Annotated in this window: 14 protein-coding genes; 8 read left to right on the forward strand and 6 right to left on the reverse strand. The window is 58.8% G+C overall.

Going from position 1 to position 15226, the window contains the following annotated elements; all coding sequences use genetic code 11:
* Window positions 1-224 precede the first annotated feature (224 nt).
* The 4 genes from ACYBHZ_RS10550 (at window position 225) to dacB (ending at window position 5002) form a co-directional block, all read left to right on the forward strand.
* Window positions 225-1319, forward strand: coding sequence for a hypothetical protein (locus tag ACYBHZ_RS10550; protein WP_460274236.1), 1095 nt, complete (start codon window positions 225-227; stop codon window positions 1317-1319).
* Window positions 1320-1386: 67 nt separating this feature from the next.
* Complete coding sequence (locus ACYBHZ_RS10555) at window positions 1387-2520, forward strand: hypothetical protein (protein WP_460274237.1); 1134 nt, start codon at window positions 1387-1389, stop codon at window positions 2518-2520.
* A 169-nt stretch (window positions 2521-2689) separates the two neighbouring features.
* A complete protein-coding gene (locus tag ACYBHZ_RS10560; protein ID WP_460274238.1) occupies window positions 2690-3295 on the forward strand; it encodes a nicotinate-nucleotide adenylyltransferase in 606 nt (201 codons plus the stop codon).
* 195 nt (window positions 3296-3490) lie between these two features.
* A complete protein-coding gene (gene dacB, locus ACYBHZ_RS10565) occupies window positions 3491-5002 on the forward strand; it encodes a D-alanyl-D-alanine carboxypeptidase/D-alanyl-D-alanine endopeptidase (protein ID WP_460274239.1) in 1512 nt (503 codons plus the stop codon).
* Window positions 5003-5070: 68 nt separating this feature from the next.
* Here the strand turns inward: dacB and ACYBHZ_RS10570 are convergent, their stop codons facing one another.
* Window positions 5071-5442 (reverse strand): hypothetical protein, encoded by a 372-nt coding sequence (locus tag ACYBHZ_RS10570; protein WP_460274240.1) that lies wholly within the window; start codon window positions 5440-5442, stop codon window positions 5071-5073.
* Window positions 5443-5880: 438 nt separating this feature from the next.
* Window positions 5881-6321, reverse strand: a complete 441-nt coding sequence (locus ACYBHZ_RS10575) for a tellurite resistance TerB family protein (protein WP_460274241.1) — start codon at window positions 6319-6321, stop codon at window positions 5881-5883.
* Between the two features lie 113 nt (window positions 6322-6434).
* Between ACYBHZ_RS10575 and ACYBHZ_RS10580 the strand changes: the two genes are divergently transcribed.
* Complete coding sequence (locus ACYBHZ_RS10580) at window positions 6435-8078, forward strand: lysine--tRNA ligase (RefSeq protein ID WP_460274242.1); 1644 nt, start codon at window positions 6435-6437, stop codon at window positions 8076-8078.
* Window positions 8079-8129: 51 nt separating this feature from the next.
* On the opposite strand, the gene ACYBHZ_RS10585 is transcribed toward ACYBHZ_RS10580, so the two are convergent.
* Window positions 8130-8948, reverse strand: a complete 819-nt coding sequence (locus ACYBHZ_RS10585; RefSeq protein WP_460274243.1) for a CHAD domain-containing protein — start codon at window positions 8946-8948, stop codon at window positions 8130-8132.
* A 261-nt stretch (window positions 8949-9209) separates the two neighbouring features.
* Here ACYBHZ_RS10585 and ACYBHZ_RS10590 point away from each other — a divergent pair, with 261 nt between their 5' ends.
* A complete protein-coding gene (locus ACYBHZ_RS10590) occupies window positions 9210-11498 on the forward strand; it encodes a glycosyl hydrolase family 28-related protein (RefSeq protein ID WP_460274244.1) in 2289 nt (762 codons plus the stop codon).
* Between the two features lie 54 nt (window positions 11499-11552).
* Here the strand turns inward: ACYBHZ_RS10590 and ACYBHZ_RS10595 are convergent, their stop codons facing one another.
* From ACYBHZ_RS10595 to ACYBHZ_RS10605, 3 genes are all read right to left on the reverse strand, one after another.
* Window positions 11553-12053 carry a HugZ family pyridoxamine 5'-phosphate oxidase gene (locus tag ACYBHZ_RS10595; protein ID WP_460274245.1) on the reverse strand — a complete coding sequence of 167 codons (501 nt, stop codon included), beginning with the start codon at window positions 12051-12053 and terminating at the stop codon, window positions 11553-11555.
* A gap of 124 nt (window positions 12054-12177) precedes the next feature.
* Complete coding sequence (locus tag ACYBHZ_RS10600; RefSeq protein WP_460274246.1) at window positions 12178-13074, reverse strand: type IV pili methyl-accepting chemotaxis transducer N-terminal domain-containing protein; 897 nt, start codon at window positions 13072-13074, stop codon at window positions 12178-12180.
* Between the two features lie 91 nt (window positions 13075-13165).
* A complete protein-coding gene (locus tag ACYBHZ_RS10605) occupies window positions 13166-13858 on the reverse strand; it encodes a response regulator transcription factor (protein ID WP_460274247.1) in 693 nt (230 codons plus the stop codon).
* 422 nt (window positions 13859-14280) lie between these two features.
* Here ACYBHZ_RS10605 and ACYBHZ_RS10610 point away from each other — a divergent pair, with 422 nt between their 5' ends.
* Together ACYBHZ_RS10610 and ACYBHZ_RS10615 are read left to right on the forward strand one after the other, a co-directional pair.
* A complete protein-coding gene (locus tag ACYBHZ_RS10610; protein ID WP_460274248.1) occupies window positions 14281-14598 on the forward strand; it encodes an antibiotic biosynthesis monooxygenase family protein in 318 nt (105 codons plus the stop codon).
* The gene (locus tag ACYBHZ_RS10615) at window positions 14598-15179 is read left to right on the forward strand and encodes a rhodanese-like domain-containing protein (protein ID WP_460274249.1); all 582 of its coding nucleotides are present in this window, start codon (window positions 14598-14600) and stop codon (window positions 15177-15179) included. The genes ACYBHZ_RS10610 and ACYBHZ_RS10615 overlap by 1 nt, the downstream gene beginning before the upstream one ends.
* Window positions 15180-15226 lie beyond the last annotated feature (47 nt).

Here is a 15226-nt window from a genome sequence, read left to right on the forward strand (position 1 = left end):
GCGAGAAGCCGCTCAAGGCTCCAAATGCGACGAAATTGATAACTGACTGTAATGTCTTCAATTTTCAAATCAATGGGGGGTGAGCTCACCTCGGGTCGGAAACGCCCCTTGGCATTCGGCGACAAGGTTGCGTAAATGCCCGCAAGGATTGGAGCGGCTGCGTGACCCGTCTCGGTCACGAGCGTCCATTGGTTTTCCGGCGAAGTTGCGACGAGGATATCGATATGAAACCTAAGCTCATCTTGCACGCCGGGACGCATAAAACCGGAACAACCGCGATTCAGGCGTTTTGTGCGGCCAATCGGGATATGCTCGCACAGCAAGGTCTCCTTTACCCGACACTTCCGCTTCACGGGAAAAAAGCCGCCCAGCAACATCATGATATTGCGCATGCGCTTGCTGAAAAATCTCAACGGCTCACGATAAAGACGGCAGCTAAGCTCGTGGAGGATTGGGCGCAGGAGCTTCAAGGCACGGACACCACACTTCTGCTCAGTGCTGAACCATTATGGCGCCAATTTGGTGCCAGTGGCCCGTCTCAGGAGGGCAGCGTAGATCAGGAAGATCAATGGTTGGCTGAGCGCCGCGCGTATCTGCTCAAGCTGGCAGATGTTTTGAAGCGGTTTGATACGACCGTTGTTTTGGTCTTTCGAAATCCAATAGATTTTATCCAGTCACTTTATATTGAGAACATTAATACCCGATCTCACGGTATGGACGAAGGGTTTGCGGAGTATCTTGATCGCGCTCAGAAAACTCTGTTGAGATACGGTGAGAATACGCAGCTCTTCCGCGATCTCATCGCGCCGGTTCAATGTCTGAATTATGAAAACCTCTGCGAGAATGGCCTCATCCCTTCCTTCTTTGAAGAGCTGGGGCATTCAATCTCGGACGGAGGCTTCACGGAGCCGAAAGTCGTCAGAAAAAGCCCGACGCCCGCGCATGCGCATATTCTGAACGCCGCGAAACGCTTCGCCTCGCACACTGTCGAACGGTCTGACATGAAAGACTTGCTTGGAGATGACAAGCTGCAGCTCATCATTGAAGACTATGCGCAAGCGAACAAGGGTAAGCAGTTTTGGGAGGGCAAAGGGCAACAGACCGCGTTGTTTGAGGCGTTGGGCGCGAATATCGAGATCATGGAAAACGAATTCGGATTGAACACGTCGAATTGGCGCGAGAGTTTGAAAAGCCGTAAAGAGGCCGAAACTCTTGGTGACATTCCAGACGAAACCCTCGCCAAAATAGAGGAAATTGTGTCTAACTGGGGGACGCGAAAACGATCCCCGCTGCGCAAAATTATGCGGTTTCTGCGGTGAATAATATCGCGACTGTCAGAAGGTGTGGTACTCCGCGATCAACTTCTTTTAAGGGTAAAAGAAAACCATGGAATTGATACTGCATATCGGATCTCCCAAAACAGGGTCCACGTCGCTACAGCAAACACTTCGCAATTCCGAAAACTACTTGAAAAGCAAGGGTGTTCTCTATCCGCGTTGTCCGTTTCACCGAAACAAACAACGCATCGTTGGGCTTTTCTCAGGGAAAGTGCCACGCAACAACAAACCAGTCATGTTTGATCCCCTCCGCCTCCGCAAGCTTCAGAGGGACTGGTTTGCATCGCTTGCGAAACAGATCAAAGAGGAAAACATCCAGCGACTGATTTTGTCGGATGAAACGCTCTTCTTTCCAATTCAATGGGACGTTTTTTCCGAGTTTCAGGCCTATATAGAGGCGCTTTCGCCGTCAAAAATTACAGTGGCGGCATATGTCCGAAAACCCTCTTCTGATTACCCCTCCCGGATACAGCAACGCATCAAGGCTGCATCCAGATTTGCGGCACTGACGCCCCGACCTGTTCGAAGAATATTTGAAGATTATGCGCAAGCTTTCCAGCGCGAGAATATCCGCCCCCGTGTCTTTGATCGCTCCTGCCTGCACGATGGCGACATTGTCTCTGACTTTGTCACAGAGTTTCTTCCTGATATGGGAATAGAAAGAGACCGGTTATCTGAGCCAAGCAAAACAAATGAGACCATGTCTGCGGAATCCACGTGTTTGGTGCGCGACTATCGGGAAAAATTTCATTCCAATCGAGAAAATATCTTTACGCCAGACACACGATATTTGGTGCGTACACTCCAAAAACTGGACAAATCCACAGGGGCTTCTCGGCCGCAGATATACCCTCACATTGCGGAAGCATTGGACTATCAAAATACGGATCTCCTGTGGCTGAGGGACGAATATGGCCTTGAGTTTCCCAATTATGATTATGCGCGCCTTTTGGACCCGGAACGGGAACAGGCAAGCCGTGATCTGTATGGCGCAAAGCTAAAAATTGAGGAAATTCTGGTGACTGACGCGGAGCTCACGAAGAAGATTGCAAAGGCTTTGCTCACCACAGAATGGGCGCGCCAACGTCGGTTTTCTCCCTTTCTCTCTCCGAAATGGTTCAAAGAACGCAGCTCATCTCTGCGGGCGCGCAAAAAATGGCTGGCGGAAATCTGCTCGGAGTGAACCTGCCCAAAGGCGACTGGCCGACTTCTTGGAACGGGCGTGGGCATAGAATTTACACGGCTGTTTTCTGCTCCAGATCTGGGGATACATGGCGCCCCGACAGCCCCTAAACACTTGGCCCAAGTCAGAAAGATTGACAGCCCCCGCCCATGACGCCATGGAGGGCGCTATGCGTTACGAGCTGCCATATGCCCGCCCCGGTCAGGTGATCGGGCTTCTCGGGGGGTCTTTTGACCCCGCGCATGAAGGCCATGTGCATATCACGAAAATGGCGTTGAAACGGTTCGGGCTGGATCGGGTCTGGTGGCTGGTCAGCCCCGGCAACCCGCTCAAGGCCGAGGGGCCGGCGTCGATGGACAAACGTCTCGCCCGCGCCCGTGCGGTGATGCAGCATCCGCGCGTGAAGGTCACGGCACTGGAGGCCTATACCGGCACGCGCTACACGGCGGCGACGCTCAAGGCGATCCGGGGGCTTTATCCGGGGGTGACTTTCGTGTGGCTGATGGGCGGGGACAATATGGCGCAATTCCATCTCTGGCAGGACTGGAAGGGCATCATGGAGACGACGCCCGTCGGTGTGATTGCCCGGCCCGGCACACGGGGTGCCGCGCGCAATTCGGTCGCGGCGCAGAGCTTTGCCCATGCCAAGCTGTCGCCCAAGGCTTCGCGGCTTTTGGGGCGGGGGCCGGTCCCGCGCTGGTGTTTCATCAATGTGCCAATGTCGGATGCCTCCTCGACGGAAATCCGGGCGCAGGGCGGTTGGGCGCGGGACTGAGTGGCCGTCTCTGGCATGTGTCTCTTGGGGTTTGTCTCGGGTTGTTAAGGTTAATCTGATTAAGGTTAACGCTGGAAGAGTTGGCCGGGAAATGTGTTCGTTCCGGCCTCTGTGCCCGTCACGAAGGAACACGGGGAGCGAAAGGCTTGATTTCCCGTCTTGCTGATGTCGCAAAGTCGCGCTTAACTCGCGGGTATGACACGGCACGCATCCCCCCGCATTCCTCGAAGAACAGCCCTTGGCCTCCTGCTCGGCGGCGCAGCGCAGGCCTTGACGCAGGGCGCTTGGGCCGAAGGGCTTGGCGCTTCTCCGATCCCGAAACCGCGCCCGGCGGAGCTTGCGAAACAGGCGCTTCCAACGGGCGATGAGCTTGTGGCCGCCTCGGGGCTGAGCGGCAAGATCAGCTATGCCGTGGCGCAGACGGGGACGGGCGAGACGCAGGAGGTGCGCGAGCCCTTGTTGCGCTTGCCACCTGCCTCCGTGGCGAAAACCGTGACGGCGCTTTATGCGCTTCATCATCTCGGGGCGGACTATCGTTTTGTGACGCGCGTGCTGGCGACCGGTCCGGTGGTGAACGGCGTGGTGCAGGGCGATCTGGTGCTGGTCGGCGGCGGCGATCCGACGCTGGACACCGACGGGCTTGGCGCGCTGGCGGGGCTGGTGCGCGGTGCCGGGATCACGGACGTCAAAGGGCGGTTCTATGTCGATGACACGGCGCTGCCGCGGGTCGAGGAGATCGACGCGGGGCAGGTGGAATATGCGGGCTATAACCCGACGATTTCCGGGCTGAACCTGAATTACAACCGGGTGCATTTCGAATGGAAACGGCAGGGCGAGAGCTACAGTCTCAAGATGGACGCCCGCGCCGAACGCTATGCGCCGGATGTGCGCATCGCCCGGATCAGCGTGGCGGCGCGCGATCTGCCGGTCTTCGATCATGTGGCCGGGCAGGGGCATGACGATTGGACGGTGGCCAAGGCGGCGCTGGGCAATGGCGGGGCGCGGTGGTTGCCGGTGCGCTTGCCGGGGCTCTATGCGGCCGAGGTGTTTCAGGCGGTGGCCGGGGCGCAGGGGCTCAAGCTTCCGCAAGGGACGCGCAAAGCTCTGAGCGGCACGGAAGTCGCCCGGATCGAGAGCGCGCCCTTGAGCATCGTGGTCCGCGACATGTTGAAATATTCGACCAACCTGACGGCGGAGGTGATCGGGCTGACGGCAAGCCGGGCGCGGGGTGTGCGCGCCGGGACGCTGGAGGCGTCCGCCGGCGCAATGAGCGACTGGGCGCGCAACGCGCTTGGTATGCGGCATCTGGCGTTGGTGGATCATTCGGGCCTTGGCGGGGCGTCCCGCGTCACCACTGCGGACATGGTGAACATGCTGACCGCGCCGGGCGTCGAGGCGACACTTGCGCCCTTGATGAAGCCGATCAAGATGCTCGATCAGAAGGGCAATCCGATCCAAAACAGCGCGATCAGCGTCCATGCCAAGACCGGCACGCTGGACTTCGTGTCCAGTCTTGCGGGCTATATCGACGCGCCGGGCGGTCAGCGCATGGCTTTTGCGATCTTTGCCGCCGATCTGCCAAAACGGGAGGCTGCGAAAGCGGCGGGGGCCGGAGAACGCCCACAAGGTGCGCGCACCTTCAACACCCGCGCCAAACGGCTGCAACAGGCGCTGATCCAGCGCTGGGGAGGCGTTTATGCGGGGTGAGGGGGCTCTGGTCCTCTGCTGTGCAACGCGCTCAATCGTTGAGGAAGCTTCGCGCTTCGTAGGCCGATTTAAGATTGCCCCGGTGCCAGTTTGCAGTCGTATTTTTTTACCGCCAAACGCTTGAGGAGCATGTCCATTTGAGCCGCCGAAGTCGAATTGGCTTTTGTGATCGGGTCTTCGGAAGTGTCGCTTTCCGTCGTCAAATCCGCATTGAGACGTGCGTAGGAGGCATCGTCGGGAACGGTTTGGATATCAGAGAAAAGGTCGACACTGGCCTGTTTGATCCGCTGGGCAAACTCGGCTTGAGTTTCTTGTTCTCTCGGGTGGCATAATAGATCAATCTCCTTACCGTCGGGCGTGCCATCGATTGTGACGCTGACATATCCGCTCTCGGACGCGTTGGCGGTTGACGCGGCGTTGAACTTGAGGGTGGCGGCCACGATTATGACAAGCAGTAGGACGGCGGGGAGAAACATTGGAAAAGAAGAAAATTTCATAATGATACAGGTTCTACATAAGAATAAACTGCGGCTAGGCTTAGACCTTAAACTTCGTTGCGTCAAATTTTGGTTTTTCTCACTTCACATGAAAAAAGTTAAAAAACTGTTTACATGAAAGGCGTGTCGACCGCGTGGCGCAGGGGAGAGGGGGGAAATCGCTCCGATCTGCACAAAATACCCACGGAGGAACAGGAGCGAAACCTGTCTTTCTCACGGGTATAAAACGATTTTATAATTGAATGTTGACGCGGTCCGCTAAAGCCAGGAACACAGATTTTGGCGGGCTGCGGTGCAAGGTATAAACATTGCACGCGCCCGCCTTCATCGCGCCGCGTCTTCATCTGACGCTTTAGAGGCGTTTCTTTGTGGAAAACTGCCTCAGAGCACCACGTCATCATGCACAAGCATATACCGCGCCCGCGCCCCGCGTTCGATGGCGGCGGCATGCAGACGGTCGATGGTCAGCTCGTAACGGATTTCTTCCAAAAGGCGCAGCTCTGCCTCATAGGTGTGGCCGTCAGCGGCGGCAACATCGCAGGCCAGCGCATAGGCGGTCTCATAGAGATACTCCGGCAGGTTGTCCCGGATCAGGCCGAATAGCGCGTCGAGACCATCCTCTTCGGAAAACAGATCGAACACCGTCGAGGAGACCACTTTGATCCGGTCCGGATCGTATTCGCCGAAGACCGGCAGGTGGTTCACGATATTCTCGATTGTGACGAGTTCGGCGGTGCGGATTTTCTCGTCGGACATCGACTGGGCGATCATCACGGCGACGAGACAGTCCTGCGGGGTCAGGGAATGGGGAATATCGTTCATTTTCTTGGCTCCTCATGGGGCATGTGCGCTCAAACAATATTGACGGAAGCGGGGAGGGGCAATAGGAAGCGGAGCTTGCGGGACGGACCCGCGCGACAAAAGGATTGCTTACAATGACGGACCTGCGTGACGCTGGTATGAGCTCTAAAGCCTGGCCTTTCGATGAGGCTCGGAAGGTACTCAAACGCTATGAGCAATCCAAGGACAAGAAGGGCTACGTGCTCTTTGAGACCGGCTATGGTCCGTCGGGTCTGCCGCATATCGGCACCTTTGGCGAAGTGCTGCGCACGACGATGATCCGCCGCGCCTTCGAGGTGATCTCGGATGTGCCGACGCGTCTGATCTGTTTCTCGGACGACATGGACGGGATGCGCAAAGTCCCCTCGAACGTGCCCAATCAGGATCTTCTGAAAGAGAACCTGCACCGCCCGCTGACCTCGGTGCCGGACCCGTTTGAAGAGTTCGACAGCTTTGGCAACCACAACAACGCCATGCTGCGCCGCTTCCTCGACACCTTCGGGTTCGAATATGAATTCTACTCGGCGACCGATTTCTACAAATCCGGTCAGTTCGACGACATCCTCAAACGCGCCGTCGAGAAATACGATGACGTGATGAAAGTCATGCTCAAGTCTCTGCGCGAAGAACGTGCTGCGACCTATTCCATCTTCCTGCCGATCCACCCGGAAACCGGCCGCGTTCTCTATGTGCCGATGAAAGAGGTGAACAAGGAAAACTACACGATCACGTTCGATGACGAGGACGGCAAGGAATGGACCCTGCCGGTCACCGGTGGGGCGGTCAAGCTGCAGTGGAAACCGGATTTCGGCGCACGCTGGGCTGCGCTCGGCGTCGATTTCGAGATGTACGGCAAGGACCACTCGACCAACACGCCGATCTACGACCGGATTTGCGAAATCCTTGGCGGCAAGAAACCGGAACACTTCACCTATGAGCTGTTCCTCGATGCCAACGGTCAGAAAATCTCCAAATCTTCGGGCAACGGCCTGTCGATCGACGAATGGCTGACCTACGCCTCCACCGAGTCTCTGGCCTATTTCATGTACCAGAAACCGAAGACGGCGAAGCGCATGCATTTCGACGTGATCCCGCGGGCGATGGACGAATATCACCAACAGCTGCGCGCCTATCCGACGCAGGATGCGGCCAAACAGGCGGCGAACCCGGTGTTCCACATCCACGGCGCGGATGTGCCGGTCTCCGATATGGTCGTGCCCTTCTCGATGCTTCTCAACCTCGCCTCCGTGGCGGGTGCCGAGGAGAAAGAGCAGCTTTGGGGCTTCATCCAGCGGTACGCGCCGGAGGCCTCCCCGGAAGCCAACCCGCAGCTTGATGCGGCAGCGGGCTATGCGGTGCGCTATTACAATGACTTCGTGAAGCCGGAAAAAACCTTCCGCGCCCCGACCGAGGCAGAGCGTGCGGCGATGGAAGACCTCAAGGCGGCCTTTGGCTCTGCCGATCTGGCGCTGGCCGCGATTGCCAAGAAAAACGCCGATATGGGCTCCGACGAGGCACTGCCGGAGGCGGATTTCGCTGACGGTGATTTCCTGCAATCGGTGGTTTTCGCGGTTGGCAAGAACCACGGGTTCGAGAACCTGCGCGACTGGTTCAAGGCGCTCTACGAGGTGCTTTTGGGGCAATCCCAAGGTCCGCGTTTCGGGTCTTTCGCGGCGCTTTACGGTGTCGAGGAGACCATCGGCCTGATCGAGAAAGGCCTGAGCGGCGAACTGTCGTAAGGTCTGGAAAGACGCATCTTTTCAAAGGGCTGCTCTCTGGGGTGGCCCTTTTTATTTGGCGTGACGCCAGAGCCGATACCAGACCGACCAGCGGCGCGAGAGCGCTTCGGGCGTGTCCGCCAAAAGCCGTGCGCCGTCTAAAAATGCCTGTTTCTCATGCGCGGCGATGCGATCCTTGAGACCGTCTTCCAGCGCGGCAATCGTCTGCGGGGACAGACCCGCCGCAGCCGCCTCCTCCCCCAAGACCACCAGATCGTGATGCCGTCCCAACAGCTCGCCCAAGCTTTCGGCGGCGGCGATATGCGCTTTCATTGCCTCCGGCCAGATCGGGGCGAGGATTTGGGCGTGGTAGAAATGATATTTCACATGTTTGCGCCAGTCGTGGAAATCCTCGGCGGCGCGGGTCTCGCGGGCGCGCTCCATCGCGTCGCGGGCCGCGCCATAGGTTTTCGACAGACCCGGAAAGAGCGCTTTGCGACCCGAGTGGCGCAACGTCCAGTCGCGGCTGTCCTTGTGCAGAGCGGTGAGCGCTGCGCGGGCCTCATCCAAAAGCGCGACGGAGGGCGCGCCATAGGCCGTATCGCGCCGCGCCGCCAAATCCGCGAGATAGGGCGCGAGATGCGTGTCCGGCAGATCGACATAGTCCGCCAGATGCCCCAGCGTGTCGCAGCGCACCTTGATATCCCGAAGTTCCGACAGGCCGCGCCCGATGTCGCGCACGGTGCGGTCGGCGGGTTTGAACCCGTCGAAATCCGGCTGCACGAGGCGCAGGAGGCTGCGCATCTCCTTGAGACGTTTGCGAATATCATGCACCGCGACCATTCGCTTTTCGGGCGTGGCGGCGCGTGTCGCCTCGATTGCACGGCTCAATCGGTCCTCTGCGAGGCGCCGGAGGGCCGCGCCTGTGTCGGAATCTTTGGGGCGGATGCGATAGCTCATAACGCGATGATAGGACGGGATCTGTGACCCGCCAATGACAGAGATGCCGCAACCCCCTCATGCCTCCTTTCGCGGCCCTGTTGCGCCACGAGAGCCCGCAGCGCACGGGGTCTTAACGGCGTCGTTAACCCTGCTGCGGTAGACCTTTTCACATCTCAAGACGCATCGAGTGATGGATTGAAAGGGGTTCGGATGAACAAGGCGATTACAGAGGAGCTGGTGCTGATGCCGCCGGCGTTCGAGGACGGTTTGGACGTGTGGTCGAGCGAGGACGGCACGCCCGGTTCCGCGACCTATGACGGCGTGGCCAACGCATCTCTGGTGGTGGCGGATACCGATTTCGGCGCCTGTCTTGAGATCGTCAAAAACGACACGGAAACCTCCTTGCGCTACATGGGCGAGACGCCGCTTCAGCCGGGGATGTATCTTCAGATCAAGGCCCGTGTGAAAGCCATCTCCGGCAATCTCCCGTCGGTGCGCATCGCGGGCTGGGCGGGCGACGCGTCCTTGGCGCATGTCTCCGGCCTGACCGAGATCGGCAGTGAAACGCTCCTGACCGCCTATGGTGAGGTGGTCGAAATCACGGCCATTGTCGGCACGGGCCAGCGCGGCGGGGTCGATATGGCTTGGGGCATTGCGCCGGTCTATGGCCATTTCGGGTTGGACCTGACCGGGGCCAACGGCGGCACCGTGCGGATCGACGATATCGAGATTGCAGACGTTTCCGAGTGGTTCCTTGCCGAGAGTTCCGGCATGATCGACGTGCGCGATTACGGCGCGGTGGGCGATGGCGTCACCGACGATCACGCGGCCTTCAACGCCGCCAATGACGCCGCCGCCGGGCGCAAAGTGTTGGTGCCCGCAGGGACATATTACCTCTCCGATACCGTGGCCTTCACCGAAGAGGTGGTGTTCGACGGCACCGTCACGATGCCTTCTGGCAGCCGTTTGGTTTTGCGCCAAAATTTCCATCTCAACGCCTATATTGATGCCTTCGGGGATGAGGTCGAAGGGCTGAAACGCGCCATTCAGGCGATGTTCTATTACACCGATCACGACAGTCTCGACATGCGCGGGCGGCGCATCGAGCTGGACGAGCCCTTGGACATCGCGGCGATCACCGGTGCCGATACGCTTGAGGTCCGTCGGGTGATCCGCAACGGTCAGATCACCACCGACACGTCGAGTCATTGGGACAATGAGGAGGTGGCCTCGACCGCGAGCTACAGCGCGGCCTCGCCCAAGACCCTGACCAATGTCACGAATATTGCCAATATCCCGGTCGGCAGCCTCGTCACCGGCACGGGCGTCGGGCGGGAGGTCTATGTCCGGGCGGTCAATGTCGGAGATCAGTCGTTGACGCTGAGCCAGCCGCTTTATGCGCCGAGCGCGAGCCAGAGCTACACGTTCACGCGGTTCAAATATGTGTTCGATTTCTCGGGTCTCTCAAAACTGTCGCAGTTTCATCTCTCGGATGTCGAGCTTCTGTGCAACGGGCGCGCCTCCGGCGTGATGCTTGCGCCCGGCGGCAACAATTTCCAGCTGCGCGACTGCCACATCAAATCACCGCTCAACCGGGGCGTGACCTCGATCGGGGGCGGCTGTCAGGATCTGCATATCGACCGCTGCTCCTTTGTCTCCAACGAGCAGACTTTGAGCGCCGTGGCGCGTCAGTCGGTGGCGTTCAACATCAATGCGAATGACTGCAAAATCCGCGACAACCGGTTCCAGCGCTTTGGCCATACCGGGATCGTTTATGGCAACGGGCATATGTTCATCGGCAATCACTGGTTCCAAGGCGATGAGGACAGTGACAGCCCGCGCATGGCGGGGTTGGTCTTTACCTATCCCAATGTGAAATCTGTGGTGACGGGCAATTATATCGACAATTCCTATATCGAGATGACCAACGAACACGACGCCGCACCGGAGTTTTCCTCGGAATATTCCTTTGGCGGGCTGACCATCACCGGAAATATTTTCACCGCGAATGATGTGGCGAGCAGCTTCTGCTGGATCGTGATCAAGCCTTACGGGGCGGGCCATTTCCTTCACGGGCTGGCGGTGCAGAACAACACGTTCAAAACGCTGAACGGGTTCATCGACCGGGTGGATAGGATCGACACGACCTTTGCCGATCTCGAATACAATTCGACGCGCAATGTGATTTTCGAGGGCAATACGTTCAACGGGGTGAGCCAGCTCACGATCAACCCGGTGTCGGCGGAATTTACCCAGAACACGGCGTCGAGCGATTGGGTTCTGGACCCGTCCGGCTATCTGCCTTTCGGCGGCTGGGCGCGGGTGGTGGAGAGCCTCGTGTTCCGCAATGAGCTGACCGACGGTTCGGGCAACACGGTTTTCGCGACGCCCTATGTGACGGTGAATTACGGCAGTAACAGCGACCAGATCCGGCTCAGTTTTCCGCAGGCCGTGAAAGGCACGGTCAATATGATCGCGCGGATGGACCGGCCGATCTGAGACGTGTCAGCGTTCAAAACAGGGGAAACCGGGCGGTTTGACCGTCCGGTTTTTTTACATGGGGCGATGCAAATCGTCCGGCGTGAGCTGATAGGCTTTTCCGAACCCGCCATTGAGATCCGCGCCGAAGGGGACGAAGCTCACGAAGGAGAAATCCGCGAAATCAACGTAAAGCTGCGATTTCGGGTGATGCTTGAGCCAGGCCTCGCGGTGGCTCAGATGCTCTTCGGTGCCATGCGGTACGAAACGAGCATCGGCGCGCACGGAGAGGCGGGGGAAGGCGAGGGGATCGCCCTTGTCAGGGGCTTCGCCCAAAAGCAGACCAGCGCGGGGCGAGCTGCGCAGCGCTTTGGTGTGGGCCGAGAGATCGGAGACCAGCGTCAACCATGCCCCTTTCGCACCAAGCCCGAAGGCGATGCGGGAGACATAGGGCGCACCACTGTCCGGATCGATCACGGCCAGCGCGGCGATGCGCGCCCCGGCGATCAAGTCTCGCGCCATGGTGCGGGCCCCGTCGTCGGTGGGGCGGATTGGAGAGTGCGTATCCTTGGTCATCCCCCTTTTTTAAATAGGGCAAGACCGTCTGACCAGAGGGGATGCGTGAATACTTGATCTTTTTTGTTGGTTTGGTCGGGCGCGGTCCTCATGTGCCCCTTTGGGGGGGGCGGTCTTTGTTTGGCTAAAGAGCCGCGTAGCGACCGACTGTTTCGTTCAGGGCTTTGAGAAAAAACTCAACGCTTATAGAGATTTCATGCAGCTCGTGCGGGTCGAGGCGCGAGGATTGCGAAGCCTCGAAAAGCGTGACGAGATTGCTCCATTCCTGCCAATGCTGGAAATTGTCCACGGCGATGTCTTCTGTCGGAGGGGGCGGCAATCCGAGGGTTGGCGAGGAAAACGTGAGGCCGAAGGCGGAGTCTTCAAAGAGCGTCAGGGTTTGTTGCATGTGCTCAATCTGACGCTCTGCTTCGGGCGTGCCGTCGGCCATATGCAGCAGGCAGACCTCTTTGCCCGCCTTTTGGATCAACATCCTCTGGCGCCCGGAAATGTTGATCATCTTGCCTAGCGCCGGGTCCGATTGCGTGGCTTGCGCTTGGTAGCGGGTTTCAAGGCGCTGAACCAAGGCGTTGGAGACTTTGAGCAAGTCCAGAGAAAGCTCCGACATGGCGGCGAAATCCTCGTAGCCTTTGAGGCGTCCGGCATTGAAGGCGTCAATGCCGCTGCGAAATTCCTCCCACACCTCTTCGATCCGGGTGATGAGGGTCAGTGAGTGCGGATCGGTTTCCGGCGTGAATTTTGACGGACCGCCGCCCTCCTTCAACGCCTGAAGAGAGGTTCGAAATAGAAATTCAGAAGTCAGAAGCGTCTTCTTGTTGGCCATCGTATCGACGCCGATCTCGACATTGCACATGGTCCGCATCATGCGTTGACTGAGCATGCGCTGCCGCCCGGCGACGTCGATTTTTGTCTGTAGCTCCGCATCCGCAAAAGCGCCCGTCGGCTCAAGGATCATGAGCAGAGCGGTCAGCAGAAAGCTTGCAAAGGCGCGCAGGGGTAGGCGCGACGAGATGCGGGGCATGATGAAACCTTTTATGGCGACGCCTTTGCGGGCGGGAATGTGACTCGCCCGCAGGGTAGGCCATAAGGTTTGACAGGGTCTTAACGCGCGCTCAGGCGGCGTTTTCCAGACGTGCCCCCGCCGTGATCCGGTAGCCAAGCCCCCAGACCGTCTCGACAATTTCGGGTGCGCCGCCGCAGGCCGCGATCTGTTGGCGGATGCGGCTCAGATAGACATTGATGATCCGCGCGTCCGGTTCATCGTCCCAAGCATAGAGATGCGTCATCAGCATTTCGCGGGTCACAAGACGTTCGCGGTTGAGCATGAGCAGTTCGAGGATTTCATATTCCTTGCGCGTCAGTTGCAGGGGCGTGCCGGAATGGGTTGCGGTGAGGGTCTCCGTATTGATCATCAGCTCGCCGACCTGCAAGGCCTTGCTGGCATAGCCGCCGCTGCGGCGCACTGCGGCCTTGATCCGGGCGGCGAGCAGGTCGGCTTCGACAGGGCCCGAGAGCACGTCGTCGGCGCCATGATCATAGGCGCGTTTGCGGCTCTCCCAATCGGTGCGCTCGGTCAGGGCATAGATCGGCATCACCGGGTCTTTGCGCCGCAGCTGCGCAATGAGATTGAACGGGTTAATGTCGGGCATGTCGAGATCGAGCACGATGGCGTTCTGTTCTCCGAAATCGGCAAAATCCATCAATTCGCGCCCGTCGTTGACACGGGTGACGAGCATGCCAGCCTCGGCGAGGCCGACGGCGGCGATCATGGCGTTCCAGTTGGTTTCAGCAAGCAGCACACGCATTTGAAATGTCCTTTCAGAGCACATCCCGAGCCCGTGGTGACGCAGCGGTCTGGGGCGGGGAGAGTGGGTCCGTTCTGGACATGTCCGGGCGACGCTTTTGCGGGCCTTGATGAGAGATCGTTTGAATTTTAGCGAAATCGACCGGGGCTTTGGCAAGGATTTGTTATGGTTAACCGTCAGGAATCGTGAGGAAAATGGAAATTCACGGCGCGGTCGTCGCAAATGCGGCGAGGCTTGGGCAAAAGCGCGGAGTGAGTGGGGAGAATAGCCGGAAAACTTTGGTAAATCCGTCGCGGAAACGCCGGGACGTTTCGCGGGATGCGGCACCGTAACCGGGGGAAGAGCGATTCTTCAAAACCGGACTGGCTAAAATGCGAGATATCCGTGCTAAGCTTTCCTTGGCTCATTTCAGGGAGGAGACGATGCCGGTTATTTCCAAGGACAAAACCTGTCAGACGGTTCTGACGACATTCGAAACCACGCCGGGTTTGGCGCATGATCTCATGGAGGCGTTGCAAGCGGCCTATGCGGAGGTGATCTCCAAACAGCCCGGTTTCATTTCGGCGGCGCTGCACATCAATGATGCGCAAACGCGGGTCGCCAATTACTCGCAATGGCAGAAGCGGGAGGATTTTCAGGCGATGCTGCGCACCGATGAAATGCGGGAGCGCAATCGGGTGATCAACGGCATGTGCAAGTCGTTCGAACCGGTGATGTATGACGTGGAGGGGGTCTATTGATGCGCTTGGCTTTGATGCTCTCGGTGCTTGCCGGGGCGGCCTGCGCCGATCCGGTGGGGATCACGGCGGATATGATGTCGGCGACGGTGGAGACGCCTTCGGGGGCGGTGGAAATCTCTCGCATTCAGGACAATGGGAATAGGCTGAGCGGGGACTGGGCGCAGACCTCACGGCCTTGCCCGAATTTCTGCATCCAGCCGATGACGCCCGCCGTGGGCGTCACGACGATTGGCGAGTTGGAACTCATTGCGATGTTGCAGGACCCGGATGCGATGGTGCTCGACAGCCGGGTGAAGCCGGACTTTGACGGCGGGGCGATCCCCGGCGCGGTGCATATGCCGTACACGGAGGCGGCGGACCGGCTGGGCGAGCTGGGCTGTGAGCCGGATTTCGAAGGCTTCATCTGCGAGGGCGATCAGGTGAAGACCGTGGCGCTCTATTGCAACGGGCCGTGGTGTGGCCAGTCGCCGACGGCGGCGCGGCGGATGATCGAGGCGGGCTTCCCGGCGGAGAAAATCCATTATTACCGCGGCGGCATGCAGGTTTGGCGCATGCTGGGGCTGACGGTGACGGGCGGCTAGGGGAAGGAGGCGAATTGCGCTCTTTTCAGAAGGGGGGCTTGATCTTG

Source organism: Celeribacter sp. ULVN23_4 (assembly GCF_054788345.1).

Excerpts from the sequence above, each read along its gene's own strand:
- ACYBHZ_RS10575 (WP_460274241.1), bottom strand. The coding sequence starts at position 6,321 with ATGAACGATATTCCCCATTCCCTGACCCCGCAGGACTGTCTCGTCGCC.
- ACYBHZ_RS10555 (WP_460274237.1), top strand. The coding sequence starts at position 1,387 with ATGGAATTGATACTGCATATCGGATCTCCCAAAACAGGGTCCACGTCG.
- ACYBHZ_RS10595 (WP_460274245.1), bottom strand. The coding sequence starts at position 12,053 with ATGACCAAGGATACGCACTCTCCAATCCGCCCCACCGACGACGGGGCC.
- ACYBHZ_RS10580 (WP_460274242.1), top strand. The coding sequence starts at position 6,435 with ATGACGGACCTGCGTGACGCTGGTATGAGCTCTAAAGCCTGGCCTTTC.
- ACYBHZ_RS10600 (WP_460274246.1), bottom strand. The coding sequence starts at position 13,074 with ATGCCCCGCATCTCGTCGCGCCTACCCCTGCGCGCCTTTGCAAGCTTT.
- ACYBHZ_RS10550 (WP_460274236.1), top strand. The coding sequence starts at position 225 with ATGAAACCTAAGCTCATCTTGCACGCCGGGACGCATAAAACCGGAACA.
- ACYBHZ_RS10610 (WP_460274248.1), top strand. The coding sequence starts at position 14,281 with ATGCCGGTTATTTCCAAGGACAAAACCTGTCAGACGGTTCTGACGACA.
- ACYBHZ_RS10615 (WP_460274249.1), top strand. The coding sequence starts at position 14,598 with ATGCGCTTGGCTTTGATGCTCTCGGTGCTTGCCGGGGCGGCCTGCGCC.
- ACYBHZ_RS10590 (WP_460274244.1), top strand. The coding sequence starts at position 9,210 with ATGAACAAGGCGATTACAGAGGAGCTGGTGCTGATGCCGCCGGCGTTC.
- ACYBHZ_RS10605 (WP_460274247.1), bottom strand. The coding sequence starts at position 13,858 with ATGCGTGTGCTGCTTGCTGAAACCAACTGGAACGCCATGATCGCCGCC.
- dacB (WP_460274239.1), top strand. The coding sequence starts at position 3,491 with ATGACACGGCACGCATCCCCCCGCATTCCTCGAAGAACAGCCCTTGGC.
- ACYBHZ_RS10560 (WP_460274238.1), top strand. The coding sequence starts at position 2,690 with ATGCGTTACGAGCTGCCATATGCCCGCCCCGGTCAGGTGATCGGGCTT.